General features: G+C 40.0%; 19 protein-coding genes and 1 pseudogene. 11 read left to right on the top strand and 9 right to left on the bottom strand.

Annotation, left to right across the window (positions count from 1 at the left end):
* Window positions 1-259 precede the first annotated feature (259 nt).
* From lvrB to mgtE, 4 genes are all read right to left on the bottom strand, one after another.
* Window positions 260-1,408, bottom strand: coding sequence for a hybrid histidine kinase/response regulator LvrB (gene lvrB, locus LEP1GSC062_RS08400; RefSeq protein ID WP_020983926.1), 1,149 nt, complete (start codon window positions 1,406-1,408; stop codon window positions 260-262).
* Window positions 1,409-1,423: 15 nt separating this feature from the next.
* The gene (gene lvrA, locus LEP1GSC062_RS08395) at window positions 1,424-3,943 is read right to left on the bottom strand and encodes a hybrid histidine kinase/response regulator LvrA (RefSeq protein ID WP_020983951.1); all 2,520 of its coding nucleotides are present in this window, start codon (window positions 3,941-3,943) and stop codon (window positions 1,424-1,426) included.
* Between the two features lie 1,069 nt (window positions 3,944-5,012).
* Window positions 5,013-5,645, bottom strand: a complete 633-nt coding sequence (locus LEP1GSC062_RS08385; protein ID WP_020983944.1) for an LA_2219 family laminin/E-cadherin/plasminogen-binding protein — start codon at window positions 5,643-5,645, stop codon at window positions 5,013-5,015.
* Between the two features lie 85 nt (window positions 5,646-5,730).
* On the bottom strand, window positions 5,731-7,122 hold the full coding sequence (gene mgtE, locus LEP1GSC062_RS08380) for a magnesium transporter (protein ID WP_039941580.1): 1,392 nt from the start codon (window positions 7,120-7,122) through the stop codon (window positions 5,731-5,733).
* 147 nt (window positions 7,123-7,269) lie between these two features.
* On the opposite strand from mgtE, the gene LEP1GSC062_RS08375 reads away from it, so the two are divergent.
* Window positions 7,270-8,292, top strand: a complete 1,023-nt coding sequence (locus LEP1GSC062_RS08375) for an OmpA family protein (RefSeq protein ID WP_020983921.1) — start codon at window positions 7,270-7,272, stop codon at window positions 8,290-8,292.
* A complete protein-coding gene (locus LEP1GSC062_RS08370; protein WP_010578156.1) occupies window positions 8,292-9,248 on the top strand; it encodes a cation diffusion facilitator family transporter in 957 nt (318 codons plus the stop codon). Before LEP1GSC062_RS08375 ends, LEP1GSC062_RS08370 begins: the two co-directional genes overlap by 1 nt.
* A gap of 41 nt (window positions 9,249-9,289) precedes the next feature.
* On the opposite strand, the gene LEP1GSC062_RS08365 is transcribed toward LEP1GSC062_RS08370, so the two are convergent.
* Window positions 9,290-9,622, bottom strand: a complete 333-nt coding sequence (locus LEP1GSC062_RS08365) for a hypothetical protein (protein ID WP_010578155.1) — start codon at window positions 9,620-9,622, stop codon at window positions 9,290-9,292.
* Between the two features lie 153 nt (window positions 9,623-9,775).
* Here LEP1GSC062_RS08365 and LEP1GSC062_RS08360 point away from each other — a divergent pair, with 153 nt between their 5' ends.
* Window positions 9,776-11,287 carry a 2-isopropylmalate synthase gene (locus LEP1GSC062_RS08360; protein WP_020983898.1) on the top strand — a complete coding sequence of 504 codons (1,512 nt, stop codon included), beginning with the start codon at window positions 9,776-9,778 and terminating at the stop codon, window positions 11,285-11,287.
* A 59-nt stretch (window positions 11,288-11,346) separates the two neighbouring features.
* Here LEP1GSC062_RS08360 and LEP1GSC062_RS08355 read toward each other — a convergent pair whose 3' ends face one another.
* Window positions 11,347-11,913, bottom strand: coding sequence for a peptidoglycan recognition protein family protein (locus tag LEP1GSC062_RS08355; protein ID WP_010578153.1), 567 nt, complete (start codon window positions 11,911-11,913; stop codon window positions 11,347-11,349).
* A gap of 744 nt (window positions 11,914-12,657) precedes the next feature.
* Here LEP1GSC062_RS08355 and LEP1GSC062_RS08350 point away from each other — a divergent pair.
* The 8 genes and pseudogenes from LEP1GSC062_RS08350 to LEP1GSC062_RS08315 all read left to right on the top strand — a co-directional run.
* Complete coding sequence (locus LEP1GSC062_RS08350) at window positions 12,658-14,667, top strand: oxidoreductase (protein ID WP_039941560.1); 2,010 nt, start codon at window positions 12,658-12,660, stop codon at window positions 14,665-14,667.
* Between the two features lie 84 nt (window positions 14,668-14,751).
* The gene (locus LEP1GSC062_RS08345) at window positions 14,752-17,136 is read left to right on the top strand and encodes a SpoIIE family protein phosphatase (protein ID WP_020983930.1); all 2,385 of its coding nucleotides are present in this window, start codon (window positions 14,752-14,754) and stop codon (window positions 17,134-17,136) included.
* Window positions 17,137-17,387: 251 nt separating this feature from the next.
* Window positions 17,388-17,747, top strand: a complete 360-nt coding sequence (locus LEP1GSC062_RS08340) for an LIC14007 family protein (RefSeq protein ID WP_020983945.1) — start codon at window positions 17,388-17,390, stop codon at window positions 17,745-17,747.
* Window positions 17,748-17,854: 107 nt separating this feature from the next.
* Window positions 17,855-18,328 (top strand): FKBP-type peptidyl-prolyl cis-trans isomerase, encoded by a 474-nt coding sequence (locus LEP1GSC062_RS08335; protein ID WP_002631490.1) that lies wholly within the window; start codon window positions 17,855-17,857, stop codon window positions 18,326-18,328.
* Between the two features lie 20 nt (window positions 18,329-18,348).
* Window positions 18,349-20,346: an ATP-dependent helicase gene (locus LEP1GSC062_RS08330; protein WP_020983929.1), complete on the top strand. Its 1,998-nt coding sequence runs from the start codon at window positions 18,349-18,351 to the stop codon at window positions 20,344-20,346.
* A 5-nt stretch (window positions 20,347-20,351) separates the two neighbouring features.
* Window positions 20,352-21,101, top strand: coding sequence for a SprT family zinc-dependent metalloprotease (locus LEP1GSC062_RS08325; protein WP_020983917.1), 750 nt, complete (start codon window positions 20,352-20,354; stop codon window positions 21,099-21,101).
* Window positions 21,102-21,140: 39 nt separating this feature from the next.
* Complete coding sequence (locus LEP1GSC062_RS08320; protein ID WP_010578151.1) at window positions 21,141-21,329, top strand: hypothetical protein; 189 nt, start codon at window positions 21,141-21,143, stop codon at window positions 21,327-21,329.
* Between the two features lie 49 nt (window positions 21,330-21,378).
* Window positions 21,379-21,582: pseudogene (locus LEP1GSC062_RS08315) on the top strand (ketopantoate reductase C-terminal domain-containing protein); the annotation flags it as partial.
* 421 nt (window positions 21,583-22,003) lie between these two features.
* Here LEP1GSC062_RS08315 and LEP1GSC062_RS08305 read toward each other — a convergent pair.
* From LEP1GSC062_RS08305 to pbpC, 3 genes are read right to left on the bottom strand one after another with little or no spacing between them, the layout of a single operon-like run.
* Window positions 22,004-23,197: a hypothetical protein gene (locus LEP1GSC062_RS08305; protein WP_010578149.1), complete on the bottom strand. Its 1,194-nt coding sequence runs from the start codon at window positions 23,195-23,197 to the stop codon at window positions 22,004-22,006.
* A gap of 1 nt (window position 23,198) precedes the next feature.
* Window positions 23,199-23,996, bottom strand: coding sequence for an AAA family ATPase (locus LEP1GSC062_RS08300; protein ID WP_010578148.1), 798 nt, complete (start codon window positions 23,994-23,996; stop codon window positions 23,199-23,201).
* A gap of 60 nt (window positions 23,997-24,056) precedes the next feature.
* Entirely contained in the window at window positions 24,057-26,138 is a 2,082-nt protein-coding gene (gene pbpC, locus LEP1GSC062_RS08295; RefSeq protein WP_020983923.1) for a penicillin-binding protein 1C, read from the bottom strand.
* Between the last annotated feature and the right edge of the window lie 6 nt (window positions 26,139-26,144).

Here is a 26,144-nt window from a genome sequence, read left to right as displayed (position 1 = left end):
GGCGTCTCGCCTTCTATGAGCGCTCGACGGGTTAGAGACAAACTCGCAATCAAATTCTTTTCGATTTTTAATCGAAAGTCGTTAAGGAATTGATTTACAATCAATTGTTTTCATCTGTGTTTTTTAAGCACAATCGCTCTTGCCAGCGGTTGCAAAGCAGTAAATCTCTCACAAATTGAATCACCAAAGTGCGGGAACACTTCTGTTTTAAGAAAAAGTTTTTCTTGCTTAAGAAATACAGAATATGTTTTGACAAAGCTTATTGGATGCTCGGGTCAAAGACCGGAATCCTTAGATAGAAACGAGTATATCTGCCAGGCTCGCTTTCAAAGTTAAGATTCCCTCCGTGTTCCTTTGCGATTCCTAAACTGACTGACAAACCCAGGCCAGTTCCTTTATCAGCCGCCTTCGTAGTAAAAAAGGTTTTAAAAACGGATTTTTGAATATCAATCGGAATTCCTGTACCGAAATCCTGAACTGCAAATTCCGCATATTTCTTGTTATCCTCTACTACGATGGAATTTTCTAAGATAATTCTCTTTTCTTCGTCATATTCCGGATATTTTTGATTCAGACTATCTACGGAATTGTTCACAAGATTTACAAGAATTTGAAGGATCTGCCCTTCCCTACATTGAATCAAATGACCCGGTTCAACGTTTTTCCAAGAAACGTCAATTCGATTCATTTTAAAAATTTGTTGTGTAATCGATTCCAGTTTCACAAGAATCTCGCCGACTTCCACGGGACGAAGCGAACCCTTATCGTCTCTGGAAAATCGAAGAAGATTTTTCATAATGGTAGAGATTCGCGCGCTTTCGTCCCGAATCTTGGAAGCCAATTGTTTTGTTTTATCGGAGTCCACTTCCCCTTTTGCTATTATTGCCGCATATTCCGAAATCGCAATCAAAGGATTGTTAATCTCATGCGCCATGGTTCCCGCCATTACGCCCATTGCTTCTAATTTTTGGCTTTGTCTAAGCTGTTCTTCCAACTCGTATCTTTCTTTTTCCGCCTTGATTCGTAATTCATGATCTTCTAATTCGTGTAAGGCCCTTTGTACTGCAGGAAGAAGTTTTTCGATTCTGTCCTTGAGAACGTAATCAGTCGCGCCCATGGTAAGCGTTTGTATGGCCGCGTCTTCTCCATAAGTTCCCGAAACGAATATGAACGGCGTTGTAGGACAGATTTTTTTAGCCAACTTCAAGGCTGAAAACCCATCGTATTTGGGAAGACTGAAATCGGATAGGATTAGATGAGGTTTTTGATCCAGGATCGCCTGTGAGAATCCTTCCGAATCGCTGACATGAATCGGGTAGTAATCAATCTTAGCGCGATTCAACTGTCTTTGAATTAATTCCAAATCAACTAAGGAGTCTTCTAAAAAAAGGAATTTCCATCTATTCATGTTTATACCATTTTTTTATATTTTTATGATGCCTTCATAAATATTTTCGTTCTCCGAAAGTTTCGGAAGAGTAAATGAAAATTTGGAACCTTTGTTCACCTCTCCTTCTGCAAATACTTGTCCCCCATGACGTTGTATGATTCTCGCTACAATTGCCAAACCAACTCCGGTCCCTTCAAATTCTTCCTGTGTATGCAGTCTTTGAAATACCTTGAATAATCTGTTCGAATAAGTCTTATTAAAACCGACCCCATTGTCTTCTACGAAGTAAACGTTAAATCCATCGACTTCCTCGAAACCAATTTTGATCATAGGACATTCTCTCGTAGACGAATACTTGACCGCATTTGAAATCAGATTCATCCATACCTGTTTGAGAGTGCTTCCGTTCGCAAGAGCGTTCGGCAATTCATTCAATTGAAACGAATAACTCTTTTTCGGATAATTCTGAAGAACGGCTGCGATCACCTCCTCGACCATCCTATTCATATCGACGATTCTAGTATTCAGATCTACCTTAGAGATCTTATGAAAGTTCAAAAGGTCTTGGATAAGATTATCCATAAAGATCACGTTTTTTTGTACGGTCTTCAGCAATCTTAACGCTTCTGAATCCATTTTTTCGGAAAAATCTTCCAAGACGATTTGGAGAAAACCTTCTATCCCTAAAATCGGAGCGCGAAGATCGTGCGATACGGAATAACTGAAAGACTCCATATCTCTGTTCGCGTTTTCTAAAGCTTCGATCGTTTTCTTTAATACGGCAAAATTGTGAACTTTTATGCTCAACTCTTCCGGAGTAAACGGTTTGATAAGATAATCCTGCGCCCCTTCCTGAAGAAGTTTGATCCTGAAATTTTGGTCGGACTTTGCGCTTAAAAAAAGAATATATGTACCGGAAAGTTCCGGAATCTTTCGGATCTCTTTCACCATCTGATCCCCGCTCATCACGGGCATCATAATATCGGTAACGATAACATCCGGCTTTTCAAGAATCGCTTTTTCTAAACCTTGTTTCCCGTTCGAAGCAACCCAAAGATTAAAATCAGAGGATAACGTATTGAAAACGTACTCCCTCATTTCCGCGTTGTCTTCCACAATCAAAACTTTGGGACGATTGTAAATGGTGGACGATCCCTTCGTTTCGACCTTGTTTTTCTTCAATTCATTGATATCACTCATCAAGGCGGGAATCAATTCTTCCGTTTCGATCGGTTGTTGAATCTCTTCGACATGAATCGGAGCATAAATCGGAATCTGAACCTTAAAAAGCGCCCCGCCAAAAAAAGAGTCAAAAACTCCTATAGAACCAAGATGGAGATTCACAAATTCCTTCGCAATTGCAAGCCCAAGCCCCGTTCCTCCGAAAGAACGGGAATCGCCCTCTTCTCCCTGTCTGAACTTTTCGAAAATTTGGTCCCTCAGATGAACCGGAACTCCTGGACCGTTATCGGCAACGTAGATGAAAGCCATCGCACTTTCCGCTTTTAAAGTACAATGGATCTTACCGGAATCGGGAACGAATTTAAACGCGTTTGAAATGAGATTTAAAATGATCCGCTCCATTTTAGGAACGTCTATTTGAATTGGAAAATTTTTAGGAAGATCCAACACAAAATCTATATTTCTTTCGTTGGCTACGGAATTGAAATGGGCAGCTATGTCCTGTATCATATCGGATAGATTTGCATTCGAATATCGTAATGTCATCTTGCCGGCTTCCAATTTGGAAAGATCCAGAAGATCGTTTACATGTTTTAGAAGTGTATAGGAATTTCTCTCTATGGTTTCTAAAAATGCACGCTGAGTCGCGGAAATTTTTTGATCTTTCAACAAGGTTCGAGTCGGACCTATGATTAAAGTCAAAGGTGTCCTTAACTCATGACTCACGTTGGCAAAGAACTGAGATTTCAATTGATCCATATCAAACAAACGTTTGTAAACCTCCTGAATCTCTCTTTCTCTCTGAGTTAGCTCTTCATTGAGCCTGAGAAGTTTTTTATTGTTATTCTGAATCTCCTGAGCTCTTTGGTAAATTTCGGTTTCCATGGAAGCCGTCAGATTTTTAAGTTCCTCCGTGAGTTTATTTTGCTCTTTCCCCTTGTTCTTGAGTCGAACAAACTCGGTAACCTCTTCCACTTTATGAACGATATAAATCACTTCTCCTTTTTCGTCGAAGATAGGAGAATTCATCGGGCTCCAGTATTTTTCTTCAAATCCACCCCCTTCCGATTCGGGTCTTCTAACGTCGTATTTTTGAACTGCCATTGTATTCGGAGCTTTATCCTTTAAAACGAGTGAAAGAGAAGCGTACAAATTACCCGCGCCGTCCGCATTCGGATCCGAAGGATTATCTGGAAAAACATCAAAAATTCCCCGACCGAGAATCTCGTCCCGCTTTGTATTTGTTGCTTTCAGATATGATTCACTTACTGCGACAATTCGAAGATCGGGAATAAGGATCAAATAAAGTCCGGGAAGCGACTCAAAAATGAGCCGATATTCACCTTGTTTTAAATCGGTCGAATTCATCATAAATTTCTAATTCCATCCCGAAATCACTTCAAAGTCACACCCAACTTTATCTCGGGCAATAAGGACATAAAAGTATCAAAAATTAAATGGAATTTCAAACTCTTTTTACTGAAATTTATAATTAGATTCGTTTTAATAAAAAAGTGTAACATAATTATTTTAAAAGAAGTCAATTTTTCTAAAATAAAAAATTTATTCTTAATAATCTTCTATACTCGGATAGATATATTTTTAGAAAGAAATTATCGTCGAAAGTTCAATATTTCATCCCATTTAAGGCGCAATAACGTTTTAAGATGAAATAAAGTGTCTGATTCCATCTTTTGGAAGAGACAAAAAACGAAAAATTTTTGCAGTATGCTAGTATACTTTTTTTTAAAAAATATAATCTTAACGTGAGTTCGATATAACAAAATGCGAAAGCGATTATATGTTTCGACCCGTAGGGAGAAACATTGAGTTAAATTCCGAAGGAATTGGAGCATTATGTTGCGATCGTAGGCAGCAACATTGAGTTAAAGCGCGGTCGCGAGCTATTTTATCTATGAAATTCGCAAGCTGCGACGACGACCCGCAGAGCGACCTAAACACCGACCCATAGGAAGGTGTTTGCTGAGTTCAGGAAAGCTCTGCGCCTGAGTTCAGGGAGTCGTTGCACTTTAGTTTCTTATTCGCCCAAACTTTCTTACGACCCTGCTCACGTTAATCTTACGTTATTCAACCAACTTTCTACAATCCGAATTACTCACTTTCTACTTAAGGGTTATTTTAAACTCAGAAACCCGAAAATGATAAAAATAAAGAAAAAAATCTCTTTCAAGGATCGTCGGAGTTTGTACGTTTAGAAACGATCTCGATGAATTTATAGATTCGTAAAAATCATCGGACTGAGATGAGAAACTAAAAAATACAATGGAAATCCAAATTGATTTCGTTCGAATATATTCAATCAAAACAAACCGTTAGACTTGATACATCCGATCTGCGCGGACATAGAATTTACTTAAAAATCTCGCAAAATCAAAGAATATTAGAGTTTTAGAATTCTCTAAAACGTAATTTGAAAAAATTATTTCCTACGAATAACTTCTTTTTTTAGTTCTTCTTTGACCGCGTCGCGAGTGCTACCCGTTTTGTTTTTTAACTCCAAAGAATAGTGGATCTGAAACTTGGTAACGACTGGCTTTTCTTCAGAATGTTCCATAATCCAACGAGTCACGTCGTTTTGAACGATCTTAGCAAGGTCGTTGATTCTGGGTACCCTAGTATTAAAACGAATCGTCTCAAAAGCCCCTGTATTTCCATTTAACACGACGATGATAATCCCATCGTCTATAAAATTGATTTTGTTAAAACGGACCAACTCTTCGCTGATAAGGGCGTCTCCGCCCTTATCCACTTTTCTTTTGATAAATTTGGAACCCCTCAATTGACGCAATTGATAGCTATCGCTTGAAATATAGACTCGGAAATACTCCAGAGGATCTTTAGAGGGCCTCAAAAAAAAATCCGGATCACCCGTGTTCAAAGTAACTTCTTTTCCTTCCTCGTCTAATACGATTTCGTTTCCTCCGGCAGGATTTGGAACCGATTCATATCTTACCTTTTTGTTTTCCGAAATTTCTGCGCTGGAACAAGAAAGGACCCAAAATAAACCGAAACTCGTTCCCCAAAATAAGATTATTTTTTTTAAAATGGACATTGATTTCTGTTTCCCCAAAACTGACTTCTGATTAAAAAATTCGAATATGACTAGGACAAGCCCCGATTATCTTTATTTTAAAATATCACAATATTTGAATGAAAATTGTAGCCAATCCCAAAAAACAGAAAAAACCGAACACGTCTGTAAAGGTAGTTACAAAAATCGAGGAAGCGATTGCAGGATCGATTCCCAAAACGCGCAACAGCAATGGGATCGAAGTCCCGATTACCGCCGCAATCGTCAAATTCGCCTGCAAAGCCATAAACATAACCATAGAAAGAGTGAAATTTCCGGTAAAAAAATAAACCATTAGACCCGCAACAATTCCAACCATAAATCCGTTGAGAATTCCTACAAGTCCTTCCTTTCTTATGGCGGATTTCCAATTTCCGGTGGTAAGATCCCCGGTCGCCAGATTTCGCACAATCAAAGTGATCGATTGTGTTCCCGCGTTTCCTCCCATACCCGCGACAATCGGCATGAGAGAAGCCAAGAGCACGTATTTTTCGATCGTCCCTCCGAAAAAGGAAACGACCGATGCCGCAAGAGAAGCCGTTCCCAAATTGATCAAAAGCCAGACCATCCTCCTTCTCACCGAAGTAAGAACGGAAGAAGATAACCTCTCCTCTTCGGATACTCCTCCCAAACGAAGAATGTCTTCCGAAGCCTCTTCATGAACGATATCCAAAATATCATCCACCGTAATTCTTCCCAAAATTCTTCCGAGATCGTCGAGTACCGCGACAGAGACCAGATCATACTTACGAAACATCTTCGCGACTTCCTCTTGATCGGTATCGTAATGAATCGAAGTGAATCCGGTTTTCATCAGACGATTTACTTTTGTATTGAGCGGTGCCAAAAATAAGTTCTTTAGTTTTACGTAACCTTTTAGTATGTTATTCTCGTCCGTGATGTATAAATGATAGATATCGTCCGTATCCCTCGCGATCTTTCTGAGTTTGATGATCGCCTTTCGAACCGTATCGGTTTCCACAGCCGAAGCGAACAAAGTGTTCATCAAACGTCCCGCGGAATATTCCCGAAACGTAAGTTGTTTTCTGACTTGGGAAGAATCCTCTTCGTCGATGGAATTTAATATTTCTTCGGCTTTGTCTTTTGGAAATTCGGAGATCAGGCTTGATAACTCATCTGTCTCTAGATTTTCCAAAATCGGAGAAATTTCCTTCATTTGGAAACGAGAGATTAAGTCCGCTTGGAATTCCTCATCGAACTCGACGAGAATCGAACTCTGCAACTCGGAATCGCACCGTTTGAATACGGAAAATGCCTCGTCTTCCTCTAATTTTTCCAAAACTTCCGCTATGTCCGCGGGATGATTCCGTTTGAGAAAACGATCTAAAAAAGAATTTTCTCCGGCTTTGATTTTTTCCGAGAAAAATTCGATCCATTCCTGAGAGGAAGGATTCGCTTTTTCCGAAAATAATCCGTGTTCGATTCCTCTTTCTTCCATAAACGTCTCTCCAAGAATGGTTTTTAGTGAACAGAATTGAAAACCGAACAGACCGATCAATGAATTTCCAAACAAGCCCCAAAAAAGGAGTTTTTCATTTGACCCGATCATAAACCGCTCCCATCTTAGAAAGAAAGTGCAATCACGATGAAGTCGTTTCTGAAATTCCATTTCCTTTTTTTCTTCTGTTTAATTCTTTCCATAAATCCAGTTTCCGCGGACGCGTTTTATTATCCCTGGGAATACAACAAGGTGTATAACGAGAAAATCGCCTTGGAAATCGAGTTAGATTCTCTGAGAACCAGATACAGAAACGAAACCGAAAATTCCAAAAAAGAACGTTTGGAATTCGATTCTAAAATCCGATCTTTGGACGAATTGCTTTCGAGAGAAAAGGAATTCAGAGAGAAGGACAACGACCTGAACGAAGAAAAACTTAAGGTATTGGAAAATCAAATCGCGGTTTTAAAATCGAAAAGTTCTAGTAAAGAAAAAGAACTGATCGAGGAAAGTGAAAGACAAGGCAAAAAATTCAGAGATCTTCTAGATAACTTAAAGGATGAATTGGAACAAGAAAAAGCCGCTTGTCAAAAAAAGGTCGAGGCTCTTCAAAAAGAATACGAGAAAAAAGTTACGAATCTTGAAGCTAGAATTCTTGCATTAAACGACGAAATTTCCAGATTGAAGAATCTTTCGGAAAATCAGAAAAAAGAATTGGATCGTCTGGCGGATCAGGCGAACGAATTAGAAAACAAACTTGGCGACGAAATCAAAAAAGGACAAATCCGCCTCAAACGATTTCACAATCGTCTCGTCATCAATATCGACGATAGAATTTCCTTCGATTCCGGCTCGGCCGACTTAAAAAAACAAATCCTCCCGGCTTTGGATAAGATCAAAGAAATTTTGGGAAATTATCCGGGAAATTTGATCATCATAGAAGGTCATACGGATAACGTTCCGATTCGAACCAGAAAATTCTCCGACAACTGGCAACTTTCCGGAGAAAGGGCTCTTTCCGTACTTCATTACTTTTTAGAAAGTAAAATTTTAGATCCTAGAAACTTTTCTCTAGCGGGTTATGGAGAATTCCAGCCGATCGTGTCCAACGACACTCCTGAAAACAGAGCTCTCAATCGTAGAGTGGATATTGTAGTCGTTCCACGTTGATGGATGATTTTTTTCAACTTCATCATGCGGAAAGAAGCCAGGAGAAAGGGCTGAAAAGATCGATCCTGCTTGCGATTCTAGTCTCTTTTTCCATCTTTCTCGTAGAGTTGTTCGGGGGAATTCAAAGCGGAAGTATCGCCCTTCTTGCGGACGCGGGTCATATCATTACGGATGTGATCGCATTGTCCTTATCTCTGATCGCCGTACTACTCGCTTCTCAAAAACCGAATCATCGATTTTCCTTTGGTTATTATCGAATCGAAATACTAACTTCTCTTCTCAATTCGATTTTGATTTTCGGGATTTCGGTTTATATTTTTTACGAGGCCACGGAAAGATTTCAAAATCAAAAAGATGTTTTGAGTTTTCCTATGATCTTTTACAGTGTTTTAGGAATTGTTCTCAACCTAATCAGCGCTTGGATTTTGTTTCGCTTTAGCGCCGAAAACATCAATATCAAATCGGCTTATATCCACGTTCTAAACGATCTTCTTTCAACTGCGGGTGTTTTAATCGGTTCCATTTTGATTTATCTTACAAACTGGAACTGGATTGATCCTTTGATCAGCATCTTGATTTCGATTTTGATTTTACGTTCCGCTTGGGTGATTTTTCAGGAAAGTATTTCCATTCTCTTAGAATCTGCCCCTCAAACATTCGAAATTCTGCATATTCTAGAACACATTCGTGAAATCGAAGGAATCCATCAAATTTTGGATTATCATTTTTGGGCGATCACCAGAGGAGTTTATGCCTGTACTTTAAAAGTTTCGGTTGTGGATATAAAAGATACGGAAGAAATCATTTTCAATTCCAACCGGATCTTAAAATCGGAATTTGGGATCGATTACGTTACCATTCAGTGCGAGACTCCGAATCTAACTGAAAAAATCCAAGGATTACCGCTCGCAGATTCTCATGGACTCCATGAACACGGTCATTCCCACCCACATTGAAATTTATTACATACACTTGAACTCGAAGGAGAGCCAATCTCCTACATTTCGAAATAAAACCAAAGCCGATTTTTCCAAGGATCCAAAACAGAAATATACTTCGAATCCTGAACCTCAATCGTAAATCCTCTGGAAAGTAAAAGAACCTTTACGTTCTCCCATTCTCCTTTCCCTATTCGAAACGTTAAGGTTCCGGGATTGACGGGACAATTTTTAGACTCTTTGCTGAAGATTAAAATTCCTGAATCGATCCAGACAAGTTCTGCATGAGAACGGGAACTCGAAAGAATCTTCCAACCGAAAAGTTCAGAGTAAAGGTTTGCGGAAACGGAACAATCGGTGGATTGAAAATTGGAAGCGTAAAATCGGATCATTTTTTTAAGAAAGACGATCATTCTAAAAAAGGAATCGCGATTTTTCAATTCATTATTTCCATTTTAAAAGAATGCGAATTCCTATTCGTTTAATTGGTTGTCTAAGGAATAAAACCCAAAAAACTGGAAGAAGAATTTTTTTGCGAGAATCATATGGCAGTAGATCAAGAGGACCACGTTCGCATATTTGATACCACTCTCAGAGACGGAGAACAATGTCCCGGAGCCGCGATGACGGAAAACGAAAAATTGGAAATCGCAGCTCAGCTTGCAGCGATGAAAGTGGATATTATAGAAGCCGGATTTCCAATTTCTTCTCCCGTTCAATTCCAAGCCGTGGAAAGAATTGCAAGAGAAACGGAAGGACCGATCATTGCTGCTCTCGCCAGAGCCATGAAAGCCGATATTGAAGCCGCGTTTAAAGCCCTACAACCCGCAAAAAAAAGAAGAATTCATACGTTCATTGCCTCCTCTCCGATCCACATGAAATACAAACTTGGAAAAGAGCCCAAAGAAGTTTTAAAAATGGCCGTAGAGGCCGTAACTCTCTGTAAACAGTTCGTAGACGACGTAGAATTTTCCCCCGAAGACGCAACCAGAAGTGAACCAGAATTTTTAAGAGAACTCTGCGAAGCAGTCATCGCCGCCGGTGCAACTACGATCAACATTCCGGATACAGTCGGTTATACCGCCCCGGCCGAATATGGCGGTCTTTTTAAATTCTTGCTTACAAACGTGAGAGGGGCTGAAAAAGCGATTTTTTCCGCACATTGCCACAACGATTTAGGACTTGCCACCGCAAACTCTTTGGCGGCAGTTCAAAACGGTGCTCGCCAGATAGAATGTACAATCAATGGTATCGGAGAAAGAGCTGGAAATACCGCCATGGAAGAAGTGGTCATGGCAATGCGAACTAGAAAAGACACGTTCGGGATTCAGACTCGGATCAAAACGGAAGAAATCGCACGGGCTTCCTATCTCGTAAAGACGATTACGGGAATGCCGGTTCAACCGAACAAGGCGATCGTAGGAGCAAACGCTTTCGCACACGAGTCCGGGATTCATCAAGATGGAGTCATCAAACACAGAGAAACCTACGAGATTATGAAACCCGAAACCGTCGGACTTTCTTCCAACAGAATGGTTCTTGGAAGACATAGCGGTCGTGCAGGATTCAAAGATCGAATCGTAAAACTAGGCTTTTCTCCTCAAGCGGAAGAGCTAGAAGCCGCTTACCAAAGGTTTTTGGAAATTGCGGACAGAAAAAAGGAAATCTATGACGAAGACATTCGCGCTCTTTTTTCCGAAGAAACCAGAAAGTCTACGGGAGACCGTTTTCAATTGGAAGGTTTTACTGTTTCCACAGGAACCAAAAGTACTCCAACCGCAGGTGTGAGAATTTTGATCGACGGACATGTCAGAGAAGAATCCTCTACGGGGGACGGCCCGGTAGACGCGATCTATAAAGCGATCCAGAAAACGACCGGAATGGACCCGGAAGTTTCCAGACTCGTTATTTCTCCCGTCACTGAAGGACAAGACGCAATGGCGGAAGCTTCCGTGACTTTGCAATACAAAGGAGATCGGGTCGTCGGCAAAGGAAGCTCCACGGACATCATCGAGGCTTGCTCCAGAGCCTATATTTCTGCGCTGAATCGATTTTAAGCGTAGAGTATTCAAAAATAATTATTTTTGAATACTCTACTACGATGAATCATTATATTTTAATTTTCATGTCGTTTTTTCAATAGATCGTCCACTCTTTTTTTAAAGCCAATCCAGTCCTGCGGGTGAGTGTTATACCAGCGAGGACAATCTTTCCATCCGACTATACCTTGATGTGTCCACAGGTCGTTTACGTCTAAGTTGTATTTAAGGCATAGCTGAGCGGTAAGTCTAGCCGCACTATCTAGAGTTTTTTCAGTAAACTTTCCCATCATATCCTGAACACACTGCTCAATTCCGATCGTATAAAAATTAGGACTATCCGGACCTAAACGTTTTTCTTTTTCAGGAGTGTAAGTTTTACTACCGCAATGATATGCGATTTCATCCAAAGGAATACATTGTACAATCTCCCCAACAAGTCCTACTGCAAAATGCGCGCTTGCAAAACGACCTTCCGGAGCTTTCAAACTTTCAAAATAATCACGAATGTTCTGAGCCGTAGCTTTCGGTAAAGCCGTCCAATGCAACACGATCCCTTTCACTTCTTTTATTTTATCACCCGGTCTGCTATGTGGGTTTGGAGTCAGAAAGTCCTGTTTTATATGCAAGTCGGTTTGAATCATGCGTAACCTCTCTATAATTGAAATTATAATAAATTATAGACCATGAACGAACCGATAACAAGTTACATACTTTGAATATTTTAACAAAAAATACTCTATAATAAATTACTTAAGTATTCATACATGCATCTAAATTTAATCAGAATATTAAATCGAAGTCTCTCGCCTCTCTCTATAGATTTTTCAGAACCCAAAACGAACGCAACAAAAGAAATACAAATTGAAAGACTCAAAGAAACAATGAACAAAATCTTTACCTTGAAAACCACATAATCAACTGTCAAATCACGATTGTCAAAAAATTCAATATTTATAATATGCAAGATCTACTTGAACTCGCTTGGATCTCATGGTCAATGTGGCAAAAAAACAAAGAGTTATCATGCAAGAAATCGTCCTGCTGAAACGAATCTTAATATCAGAACAGAAACCTAACTTTTAATGCGGATGACGAATTCTCAAAAAATTATCCGATACTTCGATAAGATACAAATATTGATCTCGTCTCCGATTCTCGCGCTTCGATCGGCACCGATCCTAATCCGAAAAAAATACATCTCACCGAACAAGGTTCAGACAAGCTATTTGATATCAAATAAAATCGGTATAAAATGCCGTGATGTATCTGCATAAAAATCGAAAACGATTTTTAAAGATTAAACCGATGGTGAAATAATTCTCTTGCCCGTTTTCGAATCCGTTTTCAAGATAGAAAGGAAAGATTCTCCATAAAAAAGGTTTGTTATGAAATATTCAGAAATTTTCCAACCGATCCAAATCGGTTCGATCACTCTTCCGAACAGAGTTATTATGGGCTCCATGCATTTGGGATTGGAAGGAATGCCGATGCCCGTGGAAAGAATGATCGCATTCTACGGTAGACGTTTTGACGGAGGCGTTTGTTTTATTACGACGGGAGGAATCGCCGTCAACCACGAAGGAAGAGGAGCCAATATTTTCTTTAATTTTCAGAAGGAAGAGGACTGTAAAGAACTATCCGTCGTGGCAAACACACTCAAACCAAAAGGAATTTTTTGTGCTCAACTCTTTCACGCAGGAAGGTATTCGTATCATAGAGACCTAGTCGCTCCTTCTGCATTAAGAGCGCCGATCAACCGCTTTATTCCAAAAGCCCTTTCCGAAGAAGAAGCCTGGAAAACCGTAGAAGATTTCGGAGACTCTGCGCTCAAAGCGAAAGAAGTAGGCTTCGGTGCCGTAGAAGTGATGGGAAGCGAAGGTTACTTAATAAACCAATTTTTTTCTCCCGTTACAAATCATAGAGAGGATTTCTTTGGTGGAAGTCCCGAAAAAAGAATGAACTTTGCGATCGAGGTCATGAAAAACGTACGCAAAAAGGTGGGAAAAGATTTTCCGGTTATTTATCGTATGTCTGGAATTGATTTGATCCCAGGCAATCCGACTTTTGAAGAAGTGATCATTCTCGCTGAAAAACTAAAAGCGACAGGCGCCGATGCGCTGAACATAGGAATCGGTTGGCACGAATCCAGAATCCCCACAATTTCCATGCTCGTTCCCAGAGGGGCCTGGGCAAAAATTTCCGGAAAGATCAAAGAAAAAATCAAGGATATTCCGATCATCGCATCGAACCGAGTCAATATGCCGGAAGTTATGACTCGAATTCTAAAAAATCAAGAAGCAGATATGTTAAGCATGGCAAGACCTTTTTTAGCAGATCCTGATATTGTAAACAAGATCCGAGCGGATCAAGAAGAAAGAATCAATACCTGCATCGCCTGCAACCAGGCCTGCTTGGACCATACATTCAAAGAACAATTGGTCTCCTGTTTGGTCAATCCTTCCGCCAACAGAGAACTTGAAATCGGTAAATTGAAAGTAGCGGACAAAAAACACGTGGTGGTAGTCGGTTCCGGACCTGGGGGACTTGAATCGGCAAGAATCAGTGCGATCCGAGGCCATAAAGTAACCGTATTGGAAGCAACCGATAGGATCGGAGGACAACTCAATCTCGCCGCACAAATTCCGGGGAAATCGGAATTTTTCGAAACAATTCGTTATTTCAAGAACGAACTTAAAAACTTAGGAGTGGAAATTCAATTCGGTCATCACGCCACGTTAGACAGCATTATAGAACTCAGGCCAGACGCCGTCATTTTTGCGACTGGGGTCAAACCAAGGGAATTTTCCCTTCCGGGAATGGAAAAAAAGAAAACGGCTTCCTACGCAGATTATCTTTCCGGAAAATTCAAACCGGGAAATCGAGTGGCAATTATCGGAGGAGGAGGAATTGGTTGTGACGTAGCCCATAAGCTTACGGAAGAAGATTCTCCTACGATCGATTCCTACTTCCATCGCTACAATGTAAAATCTTATACGAACGCACAGATCCAAAAAGAAAAACCGAATCGCAAGGTCTCCATCTTTCGAAGATCCGGAAAAATCGGATCCGGACTCGGAGCGACAACCGCCTGGGCCTTACTTCAAGAATTGGAATCGAAAGATGTTGGATTTTACACTTCTCTCAATTATAAAGAAGTCACGGATCAAGGACTGGTCGTTGAAACCAAAAAAGACGGACCGATCACGATCGAATGCGATTCTATTATTCTTTGTGCGGGACAACTCAGCGAGGTTTCCCTTTACGAAGAATTCAAGAAGAAATCCCCGGAAATTCCGTCGTATCTGATCGGAGGTGCAAAAGATGCTTCCGGAATCGATGCAAAACGTGCGATGTTGGAAGGATTTGAGGCGGCGATCGGAATCGGAGTAAATTAAAACTACCGTTTCCGACTTTTTTCATTTCATTTTAGTTCTCCTCTTAAGTCGACAAAAACCGTTTACGAGTAGGAGGAGAATTCCTTGTTCTACAAGCTTATCTTTGTCCTTTCCATCTCAACTTTTTTCGCCGAATGCTATTCCGATTTGGCATCTTCAACTCACGAGAAAGATTTTCAGGATCTTTCCGGCTCCTGGGAAATATATACTGGTTCCGCTCAAAGTCTATTTAAAAACGAATCCGATTTGGATCTTTGGAAAACCGTTTCCGTTCCGTCCAATCTAAAAAATTTCGTAAACTCTCCGACGGATTCGATTGTACTTCGAAAACGTTTTGAACTGAAGACCTCCATCGATTTCCCACTTTCTATTACCTTAGGAAAAATTTCGGATCATGCGCAGGTCCGATGGAACGGACAAGAGCTTTCAGAAGAGTTGTATGCGGATTATCAAAATTCAACACCTCAAGGTTACGATCGAACCAGAATCTATTCAATTTCCGAAAAAAGAATCCTACAAAAAAACGAAATACTCGTTTTCGTTCGACCTTACTTCGACTATGAATACGGGATTCTTTCCGGACCGATTGAAATCGGTCCCTCCGGGATAATTTGGAAAAGATTTTATCTTCGCGAAATCGGCGGGCTTTTGATGTCAGGTTCCTTTTTTCTAATCGGCGGATTTTTTTTATTTCTTTCCCTGAGAGAAAAAAAGAGAGAAGAAAATTTTTATTTCGGATTGTTTTTGATTTTATTCGCCCTATTTCAAATTTTCCTTTCGGATTTAAAATATTTCACCGAATGGAAAATTCTTTACTTAAAGAAAATTGAATATTCTCTTCTTGTGTTCTTATTCCCCCTTTTTTGCAGATTTCTAAACTCTCTTTTTAAAAAGGCACGCACCGGATTTCACACTCTTTTGGAAATCGGAACCTTGGTGATATTCATCTGGATCCTGTTCGCACAAACTGTCTCGCATTTAGATACAATCAACCGATATGTTCTTCAGGTTTCTTGGATCGGGTTCGTCTACTTTAGTTTTAAAATTCTCTTTCCTAATCTGAAAAAAAATTTCGAATCCAGGATGATTCTTTCTGGAATACTATTTTTATTGATCTGCGTAGGAATCGACGTATTTTCACAAAGGGGAATGTTCGAAATTGCTCGTCTTTCCGGATTGGGAGTTTCTGGGTTTTTATTTTTTTTAACTTTGATTCTCGCGAACAAATTCGTAAAAATGAAAGAAAAATTAAGGTCTTGGAATCGGGTTTTGGAAACTGCGATTCGAAATAGAACCCAAGAGCTTTCTTCGAGTCTGGAGGAAATTCGAAGTCTTAAAGAACAACAAGATGGGGACTATTTTTTAATCACCCTTCTGTTTCAACCCTTTCTATCCAAAAGCCTCAAAACAGATCTCACGCGGATTGATGTTCATAGAAAACAGTTTAAGAGTTTCCAATTTAAAAATCGGGCTTACGAAATTGGAGGGGATATTGTGTTAAACGAACAGGTCTTCATATCGGGTATTCCGTATCAAGTCTTGATCAACGCAGACGCGATGGGAAAATCTCTTCAAGGCGCAAGTGGAGCGTTAATTTTCTGTTCCGTCGTAAAAAGTTTTCTACAAACTCAGGATTATGAATTCAGAAATCCGGAGAATTGGCTTTTTCTTCTCCACTCCAATCTTCAGGCCGTTTTCGAATCTTTTGATGGAAGTATGCTCGTTTCCGGAATTCTTTCCTTATACCAAATCGAAACCGGGGACTTATTCTTTATCAATTGCGAACATCCTCCGATCATTCTCTCTCGAAACGGGAAAACGAGTTATATTTTCGAAAGAGCCATTATACGAAAGATCGGCTTTCCCGATTCATCAGATACAAAGGTAAAAATCGAATACTACAAACTTTTGCCGGAGGACACAATTCTTTACGGTTCGGACGGAAGAGAAGATTTATATATGCAAGATCCATTGTGTTCTTCTCGAAAGCTAAAATCTTCGGTTCCGGATCTATTTTTCGAGTTGGTCCGACATTCCATACCGGAACCCAAAGATCTGGAATTTAAAATTACTGAAAAAGGTGTTCTTTCGGACGACTTGAGTTTTTTAAGAATTCAAACCGGTTTCGAAACCGGTTCCAACAAAAGTCTTTCCGAATGCAAAGCATTGGTCCGAGAAGGGAGCAAATTCCTTCAAAAAGGAGAATTTCAAAAGGCTTGTTTTCAATACGCAAGGGCTTCGATCCAAAATCCCGGAGATTTGAAGTTATCCAGGCTCGTTTTGTTTTTAGCGAAGAAATCCGAGAATTTAAGACTTGTTCGTTTCTTTTCTGAAAAAATTGCCTTGAGAACCGATGGACTTGAAATTCAAGCACCTAAAAATTCCCCCAAAAAAGAGACCTGTTTACAAGTTGAAAGTATACAGAATTCAAAAATAGACCCAAATTTAAAAAAAATAAAATATCAGTAAAATTATAAGAAATTTTTGTTGAATTTATTTCAAAATAAATCAAAAAGACACAGTTAATCCATTCTTTAACGAAGATTCGGGCAGCTTTGCAGGAAAGAATAATTCCGGAAAATTAATTGTTCCGCTCTTCCGGATATCTCTTAATGCCAGCTCGTTTGCTGGGATAGAATCCGAATCCAATCTTTTTCTGCGAAAGGAGAGGGTTTGGATTCCATCCCGGAATTTTTAGCTTTTAGGATGAAGAGAACGGTATGAAAATATATTCGGGCGCAATTAGTTCCTCGAAGTCAAACCAGCCGTTTTTATTTGTAACGAAAAACGGATCCAAAAGAAAAATTCCAATTTACGAACCTCAGAAAGTTTTAGAAACCGCTTTGGCCTATGGTTTTGAAAAAAATGTTTTAATTATTTCCTATAACCTACTTTTAGATCACACTGGAGATTCAAACCTTGCAGAAAACGGTTATCTTCCATTTTCTGCAAGGTTTTATGAAATCTTCATTCAAGATTCTTGGTTCTTTTTATCCAATCGAATCGAAACCTTTCTCAGAGAACGAGAACAAATGAATCTAATTTTCACTGTGATTCCAAATTCTAAAATAAAATTCTGATTGAGTTAAACCGCACTCAATTTACTCTGAAAATGGTCTACATTCCGGTATTTTTCTCTAACTGATTCCTACCAGAATTTTTATTTTATCCCCATTTGGAGCTATCTATGAAAACTAGAGTGATTACTTTCCATTACATCCTTCACGATACCGAAGGCAACTTAATCGATTCTTCCGAAGGTAAAGCTCCGCTTTCTTATCTGGAAGGAGTTGGGCATATCATTTCCGGTCTAGAAGAAGAGATGAAAAAAATGGAAACCGGCGAAAAGAAAAAAATCAACGTTTCCGCAGAGAAGGCTTATGGCATAAAAGATCCAGATCTTGTTTTTGACGTGCCTAGATCCCAATTCCCACCCAACGAAGATTTACAAGTAGGAATGATGTTTCAAACCGACGAGCCGGATAAGGTTTTTACGATCACCGAACTTCAGGAAGAATCAGTTATCGTAGATGGAAACCATCCTCTTGCAGGAGTAAATCTAGTTTTTGACGTCGAATTGACTGGAATTCGTGAAGCCACCGAAGAAGAAATCTCACACGGACACGTTCACGGAGAAGGCGGTCATCACCACCACCATTGAGAGTCGTTACCGATTCATTCATGTTTTGGAAAGAAGAATTAAATGCCGCTCAATTGGAAGCGGTCCTTACCCAGGAAGGACCGGTGCTTGTTTTAGCAGGTGCCGGAACCGGCAAAACAAAAACCATCGTCAGCCGATTGGCGCAGTTAGTTTCCTCGGGAGTTCCGACATCATCCATTCTACTTTTGACATTTACTCGCAAAGCCGCTAGAGAAATGCTTCTCAGAGCATCTTCTATCGGAGATAAAAGGTGTGCGGAGGTTCAAGGCGGAACTTTTCATTCTTTTTGTAGCGGAGTTCTACGAAGATTTGCCCCGGTTCTCGGAATATCCTCCGGTTTTACGATTTTGGACGACTCCGACACCTTAGACGTGTTCCAATTTTTAAGAAACGAAAAAGATTTTGGCAAAACCAAATCCCGCTTTCCTTCCAATGAAACCTTAATTTCCATTTACGGTGAAATTCAAAACACGGGAAAAACTCTCCAATCTATATTAGAAAAAGATTATCCTTTATTTTTACAAAGAACAAAAGATATCTCCCAAATTTTCGAAGACTATAAATCATATAAAACAGAGCGATCCCTTTTGGATTACGACGATCTACTCTATTTTACTAGAGATCTTCTTACCAATCATCCGGGAGTCAGAAACGCGCTTTCCGAAAAATACAGATTCATCATGGTGGATGAATTTCAAGATACGAATAAGGTCCAAGCACATATCGCCTGTCTTCTAGCTTCGGAACATTCTAATTTGATGGTAGTCGGTGACGACGCTCAATGTATCTACACGTTTCGCGGAGCTTCCGTGCGCGGTATTTTAGATTTTCCTAAAATATTTCCGAATACAAAAACGATTTTTTTGGAAAAAAATTATAGAAGTACAACTGCGATCTTAAACCTCGCAAACGCAGTCCTTCAAAACTTTTCCGAAAAATACGATAAGTACCTTTTTACGGACAACGAAAATGGATCGATTCCGAGCGTTCTACAATTCGAAGACGAATTGGAGGAAGCCGAAGGAATCACCGAAATTCTTCTACAAAAAAAAGAAGAGGGTATTCCCTTTAAAAAAATGTGTGTCCTTTTCCGCGCCGGATGGAACTCGAATCAGCTCGAACTTGTTCTCGCGAAACGGAATATTCCATTCGTAAAATTCGGGGGAAGAAAGTTCATAGAAACAGCTCACATCAAAGATCTGCTTTCCTTTTTAAAACTGCTCCTCAATCCCCTGGATTCAGTTTCTTGGGTTCGAATTTTAAAACTGATCCCCGGAATTGGAAATTCTAAGGCTAACAGTATTTTAGATAAGATCCGAAAATCCTCCGGTTCTTTCGAAGTTCTTTTAGAAGAAAACGGAACCGCAATCGATAAATATATTTCTCCCCTTTATCATCTCTATCAAAAACACAGGGAAACCAATTCGGAGGTAAAAAAGATCACTTCGGATTTTATCGACTACTACCGAGTTCTTTTGGAAAAAAATTACGACGATTCCAAACGAAGATCTGAAGATTTAGATTCTGTTCTAGGATTTTCTTTAAAATATACTTCGCTTGGGGATTTTTTATCGGACCTTACGATGGATCACGCGTCCCTAAGTTTGGATAAAATCAAACCGGATAATACCGAAACCGATCTACTCCATTTATCTACTGTACATTCCGCAAAGGGATTGGAGTTCGATCTCGTTTTCATTTTAAATGCAACCGAAGGAGTTTTTCCCTCGAGCAAAAACACCGACACCGAAGAAGAAAGAAGACTTTTTTACGTGGCGATTACAAGAGCCAGAAAAGAGTTATATTTCACAAGACCTTCTCTGGCTCATTCCAGATCCGGGCCATATTATACAAAACTATCCCGTTTTTTGAGCGAGATTCAATCTCCAGAAAAAGTCTACGAATTAAAACTGATGCCCGGAAAATCCGCATCGCAAAATTTCTTTTCGACTAAAATCTCGTCCTCTAAAACCGTAAACGACTCTTTTTCTAGAATACAAGATTACTTCGGAAATTAAAATTCATGTCTTCCACTTTCGAAAAATTGGACGAAGAATCTATAAAATCCGCTGCACTAAATCTGTTGGAAAAAAGAACATTCGAATTTCGTAAACTTCCGAGAGGAGAACTTTTAATGGGGAAAAAAATCGAAGCTAAATTTTTTCCCTATTCTAACCTAGGAAGTTCCATCCGTATTTCTTCCGGAAAGCTCGAATTCAAAATTCATTCGTTTTATTTGAAGTCGGAACCGGGAAATTTGGAAGCCGTAATCGACCTTCTTTTATATAAGTTACTAAAACAACCGATCCCGGATAAATTGGAATCCGTGATCCGAAAATTTTACGAAAGTCATACAACACAAAAAAATCGTACGAACAAAAACAAAAAGAGAATCGAACGTTCCCCTATTCAAAATCAAAAACTAAGATTGATCCTAGAAAACGTCAACGAATCCTATTTGAGGATAGATATTTCCGATCTCGAAATTTTTTGGGGAAAATCTAAGTCGACCACAAGACTCGGCCACTATGATCCGACACATAAAATGATCGTAATTAACCCGATTTTATCCTTCGAGTCCGTCCCAAATTTCGTTTTAGAATATATCGTGTTCCACGAGTTGTTGCACGTTTACTTTCCGGTCACTCGAAAAAAGGGAAGAAACGTTATCCACAGTAAGGAATTCAAAATATTCGAAAAAAAATTTTCGGATTACAAACGGGCGAATGCGTGGCTAAAATCCGAATTCTACCGAACGATGATTTTACATTGAATTTTCTGATTTTCTTATATTCTAAAAAAGAGGTGAATGATGCATCCTAAAGTATTTGAAACTCTTTATATACGTAAGAACTACGTGTACGAGGAATTAAGGAACCATCTAAAAGAAATGCAAAGCCTGAATTACCATTCTCTCGGAGAATACGACCGCGGAGTTTACGACGGTTACGTTCAGGCGATCACGGAAATCTTAAAGAAAATAGAAAGAAAGTTCTCATAGGTCGAATAGATTGTTTCAAATTTTAGTTTTAGGGGCCGGAGCCGATATTCAAATAGAAACTTTTCTCCGAATGACTGAGACGATGAAACCATATAAGACAAGTATGCTTTTGGATTTCGAGGCTGGGAGGGTTTTGGAACTGGAAGCAATTCTCGGAAACGCAATTCGAATCGGAGAGAAAAAAGGTTTAGAAGTTCCACACATTCAAACCCTTTATTTTCTTTTGAAATTACGAACGGGAACCCATTCATAAATTCAAAAATCGTAATTTAACGTGAGTTCGGCCTAAGAAAGTTTGGGCGAATCAGAAACTAAAGTGTTGCTCTCTAATATAGCCAACCCCACAAATACTTGGATCCGAAGATAAATCTGTCGGAATTCCGACAAATCCTCTGTGAAACTTAGTTCCCACCCTTATTTTTGGGTGGGGGTGGAGGTGGAAAGGTTCGGGAGATTTTTCTCTATTAGAAAATCATACTTTTTGCAAGTAAAAAGCCTCATTCTTGTCGGAACACTACCAAAAATATCAGTTTTTGATTCTTATGATCCCGAAAGCCTTCTTAACTTGTGGGGTTGGTTACGGCTCTCTACGATCGAAACATATAATCGCTTTCGCATTTTGTTATACAGAATTCACGTTAATTTAATTGCTCTTCAGACTTTGAGACAAGTTTTTAGAGCGAATTGAGAAGTTTTTTAATTCCTTTCTCCAATCCGTCCAAGGATAAAAAATACATTGGTACTTGATTTCCGATTTCTCGAATCGTAGGCGCGTCCCAATATTTGATCGGTTCCGGATTCAACCATATCGAATCCCGAAAATGTCTTCGAATTCGTTTTAAGGAATCCAGGCCGGATTCCGGATTTTCAGGAAGTCGAAAATCCATCCGGAATCGACTGTGATAAAAACCATATGCGGGATCGAGCAACTCATAAGGAGCCATGTACGCGTCACCGATAAGAATCAACTTCGTGTCATCACTGTGCTTTTTAAAAATTTTCTGTAGAGAAATCGGGGTTCTCATATTCGCCTTCGAATAAACCGCATCGTAGATGATATTGTGAAAGTAATAATAATGAAATTCCTTGAAATGATTTATCTGATGACTTGCTGAAAAGAGCTTATTGACCCTTTCCGCATGGGAAGTCATACTTCCTCCCGTATCCATCAGCAAAAGAACCTTGAGTCCGTTCTTTCTGGAACGCTCAAACTCGATCTGAATGTCACCTGCATTTCTACAAGTGGAATCGATCGTTTTTGGAAGATGAAACTCGGATACGCCCTCTTTTCTTAAGTTTCTCAGTTTTTTGAGAGCGGTTTTGATCTGACGTACATCAAGCTGTTCGTCCGTCCTATATTCTTTATAACGTCTTTCTAATGCTTGAAAAACCGCGGAACGATTTCCCGCCTCCCCACCCACCCTGACTCCTTCCGGATTTTTTCCTCCGTGTCCAAAAGGTGACGATCCTCCGGTTCCAACCCACTTGCTTCCCCCGTGATGTTCTCCCCTTTGCTCTTCGAGACGTTTTTTAAATTCTTCCCAAAGTTGATCCGGCGGAATCAGAGAAGGAGGAAGTTTATTCGGATTATCAAATATCTGATTCAGCCAATCCAATAAATCTTGTTTCAATTCGGGTTTGAGCGCACCCTTTTCCCCGAAAATTTCGGAAAAAACGAGATCGAAGGAATCGAAATACTTGATGTCCTTTACCATACAAGCTCTGGAAAAGCGATAGAGTTCGTTCAGATCAATCCATACCTTCTGATAAGTTGTATAATGATCCACAACTTTCAGAAAATCCAAAAATTCTCCCGTCGTAACCGGTATCCCTTCCGCCTTAAGCCTATAAAAAAATGGGATAAACATTTTAATTTCTGAATAATCTCAGATCCTCCTCATTTTTTATAAGCGCACCGAGAAACGGAATTCGAATCTCGTCTTTTAAGACCGCTCCTTGGTGTACTAAAATCTGAATCCAATCCAAAAGCTCGCTTGTCCCCGGTTTCTTTTTCAAATCGTCCATTCTCCGAATGAGGTAAAACATCTCGAGAGCTTTGATGAGCAACGTATGACCCACCCCCGGATAATGAGAAAGAATGATCTTTTTCATAAATTCTGGATCCGGAAATTCTATATAATGAAAAATACATCTTCTTAAAAAAGCCGCAGGTAGTTCCTTTTCGTTATTGGAAGTGATAATAGTCAAAGGACGATGTTTTGCTTGAATACGTTTCGAAATTTCGGGAATGAAAAATTCCATTCGATCCAGCTCTAAAAGTAGATCGTTCGGAAATTCAATGTCGGCCTTATCTATTTCGTCGATGAGAACGATCGATTTTTTATCCAGACTAAACGCTTCTCCAAGCGCACCAAGCCGAATGTAGTTTTCTATATTCTTTACTTTTTCGGAGTCCTCTGAAAAACGAGAATCATTCAATCGAGAAACCGCGTCATAAAAATACAAACCCTCTTTCGCCTGGGTGATAGATTTGATATGCCAAGTATATAGAGGAAGTTTTCTTTGGTCCGCGAGATATTCGGCTAAAAGAGATTTGCCAGTTCCGGGTTCTCCCTTTAAAAGTAAAGGACGAGAGGTTACTTCGGCGAGAAGGATCGCTTCTTCCAATGCGGGAGATAAAAGATACGTTTCAGTGGATAGTTTCATGAGAAGTCTGGAATTGATTCTAACGCGAAGGCGGTTCCCTGCAAGAGAAAAACTTTTTCTCTATCTGACTTCGAAAACGACACTATCAATGATTTTTCCATCCTTATCTTGTAAGGAAAGAATATGAAATCCGCGCTCGGGTTTCCAAAATACATCCTTTTGTTTGGCTTCCTGAATTTTTTTTCCATCCAAGACCCATCGAAATCCGGGCATAAACGCAGACGCAGAAAAATAGAGTTTCTGTCTTCCTTCGGGAATATCGGGATCCAACGCGTAAATTGTTTCGTTTCCAGGAATCAAAATCCTAGGAATGAAAGACGATTCCGCAAGTTGACGTACGTGCGAATCACGAAAGGCCTCAAAGAACGTATTATCCGGTTGTTTTTCTCTTTCCTGAAGTAGGCCGATCACCGCATTCCAAATAGGAGCCGCCCCCGTAACGCCGCTAACGTCCCACATAGGGCTTCCGTTCATATTTCCAACCCAAACACCGACCGTATAATTTTTAGAATACCCCACACACCAATTGTCTCTCATGTCCTGGGAGGTTCCAGTTTTTACCGCCGTAAAAAATCTTGTACTGAGATGATTGTTGAGACCGAAGGATAACGATCTGTATTCTCGATCGGAAAGAATTTCGGATAACGTGTCTGCGGCTTGTTTCGTATAAATTCTATTCCAAAAATTCCCCTCTCGGAAATTTTCTTTGAGCGTTTGTTTTGCTTCGTACGGATAAAAGGTAGGTCTCGAACTCATCCCTCCGTTCGCAAGAGTTCTATAAGCATTGGTCAATTCAAAAAGTGTAACGTCCGCGCTTCCAAGAGCCAGTGAAGATCCATAAAAATCCGCCCGTTTCAGTCCGCTCAAACCAAGGGCCCGTAATCTTTCTACAAATCCTTGTACGCTTACGAGATCCAATACGTGAATCGCGGGAATGTTCAAGGAAGAAGCAAGCGCATATTTCGCCTGCACGTTTCCATGATACGTATCGCTGTAATTCGAAGGTCTGTAAATTCCGGAAACCGCGTTCCATTCAGCAGGAATATCTTCCAAAATGGAATTCGGCTTTAACACTTCCTTTTCAAATGCAAGTCCGTATAAAAACGGCTTTAGCGTGGAACCTGCCTGTCTTTTGGATGAGATCGAGTCCACATAAAAAGAGGAACTATCTGGAAGATTTCCGACGTAAACCAAAATTGCACCAGATAAGTTATCTAAAACGAGAATTCCGGTTTCAGCCACGTTTTGTTTTTTCAACCCGTCTATAATGTTTTTTGCAAGTTCGGTAACCTTCCATTGAAGATCGAAATCCAAGGTTGTTTTGACTTTCCCGTCCCTGGAAAGAAATTCCGGATTTTCTCTAAAAATTTTTTGAGCCGCATGAAACGCGATTCCTTCAATGGCAGGCAAACCGCTTGTCTTTGTGGTCATCCGATCAACCACACTTTCAAAAAATTCGCAAAGTTCCTCTCTTTGAATTTTTTTTGCAAGGACACAACTTCGTTTGACTAAAGCGGAAGAACTTGCTCCCGGAAACGGAAGCATCGCAACGAGAAGAACGGACTCCGCGTCGCTCAATGCGGAAGGCTCCTTTTGAAAAAGCCCTCGACTCGCCGCTCTGAGTCCCTTGTGCTCCCCACGAAACTGAATCAGATTGAGATAGCCCGTGAGAATTTCGTTCTTGCTCCAAGTCTGTTCTATCTTTTGAGCGAATCTCATCTGTTCCCATTTATCGAAAATGTTCCTACGCCCCGGTTTGGTTCCGAGAAAAATTCCAGCGAGTTGCATGGAAAGCGTACTTGCCCCTCTCTTTGAATTCCCTAAGACTCGATCCTTCATTGCACCTAAAATCGCAAGTAGATCCACTCCGGAATGTTCAAAGAACCGTTTGTCTTCCTGCGCAAACAAAGCAAGTAATAAGGTTTCCGGAATTTCTCCCTCTTCCGTCCAGGCAAGTTTTCTTTCCCAAACGTTAAACCGAATCGTCTGCAAAAATCTTCCGTGAAGATCCAAAATTGTCCCGTCAGAAGGATGATACGAGTCTCGAATTTCCCTATAGGAGGGAACTTCTTCGGAAGAAACTACATTTGAATAAAAGAATATACCAATAAACAAAAACACGGATATATTCTTCTTATACATCAGGAA

Origin of the sequence: Leptospira alexanderi serovar Manhao 3 str. L 60, assembly GCF_000243815.2 — a bacterium.
Lineage (GTDB): Bacteria > Spirochaetota > Leptospiria > Leptospirales > Leptospiraceae > Leptospira > Leptospira alexanderi.
The sequence above is the reverse complement of the archived record's forward strand: the minus strand, read 5'-3'. Positions and strand labels throughout refer to the sequence as shown.

Bases quoted from the DNA above. Each gene is read 5' to 3' on its own strand.
- lvrB (WP_020983926.1), bottom strand. From the start codon at position 1,408: ATGAATAGATGGAAATTCCTTTTTTTAGAAGACTCCTTAGTTGATTTG.
- lvrA (WP_020983951.1), bottom strand. From the start codon at position 3,943: ATGATGAATTCGACCGATTTAAAACAAGGTGAATATCGGCTCATTTTT.
- LEP1GSC062_RS08385 (WP_020983944.1), bottom strand. From the start codon at position 5,645: ATGTCCATTTTAAAAAAAATAATCTTATTTTGGGGAACGAGTTTCGGT.
- mgtE (WP_039941580.1), bottom strand. From the start codon at position 7,122: ATGGAAGAAAGAGGAATCGAACACGGATTATTTTCGGAAAAAGCGAAT.
- LEP1GSC062_RS08375 (WP_020983921.1), top strand. From the start codon at position 7,270: ATGAAGTCGTTTCTGAAATTCCATTTCCTTTTTTTCTTCTGTTTAATT.
- LEP1GSC062_RS08370 (WP_010578156.1), top strand. From the start codon at position 8,292: ATGGATGATTTTTTTCAACTTCATCATGCGGAAAGAAGCCAGGAGAAA.
- LEP1GSC062_RS08365 (WP_010578155.1), bottom strand. From the start codon at position 9,622: ATGATCCGATTTTACGCTTCCAATTTTCAATCCACCGATTGTTCCGTT.
- LEP1GSC062_RS08360 (WP_020983898.1), top strand. From the start codon at position 9,776: ATGGCAGTAGATCAAGAGGACCACGTTCGCATATTTGATACCACTCTC.
- LEP1GSC062_RS08355 (WP_010578153.1), bottom strand. From the start codon at position 11,913: ATGATTCAAACCGACTTGCATATAAAACAGGACTTTCTGACTCCAAAC.
- LEP1GSC062_RS08350 (WP_039941560.1), top strand. From the start codon at position 12,658: ATGAAATATTCAGAAATTTTCCAACCGATCCAAATCGGTTCGATCACT.
- LEP1GSC062_RS08340 (WP_020983945.1), top strand. From the start codon at position 17,388: ATGAAAATATATTCGGGCGCAATTAGTTCCTCGAAGTCAAACCAGCCG.
- LEP1GSC062_RS08335 (WP_002631490.1), top strand. From the start codon at position 17,855: ATGAAAACTAGAGTGATTACTTTCCATTACATCCTTCACGATACCGAA.
- LEP1GSC062_RS08330 (WP_020983929.1), top strand. From the start codon at position 18,349: ATGTTTTGGAAAGAAGAATTAAATGCCGCTCAATTGGAAGCGGTCCTT.
- LEP1GSC062_RS08325 (WP_020983917.1), top strand. From the start codon at position 20,352: ATGTCTTCCACTTTCGAAAAATTGGACGAAGAATCTATAAAATCCGCT.
- LEP1GSC062_RS08320 (WP_010578151.1), top strand. From the start codon at position 21,141: ATGCATCCTAAAGTATTTGAAACTCTTTATATACGTAAGAACTACGTG.
- LEP1GSC062_RS08305 (WP_010578149.1), bottom strand. From the start codon at position 23,197: ATGTTTATCCCATTTTTTTATAGGCTTAAGGCGGAAGGGATACCGGTT.
- LEP1GSC062_RS08300 (WP_010578148.1), bottom strand. From the start codon at position 23,996: ATGAAACTATCCACTGAAACGTATCTTTTATCTCCCGCATTGGAAGAA.
- pbpC (WP_020983923.1), bottom strand. From the start codon at position 26,138: ATGTATAAGAAGAATATATCCGTGTTTTTGTTTATTGGTATATTCTTT.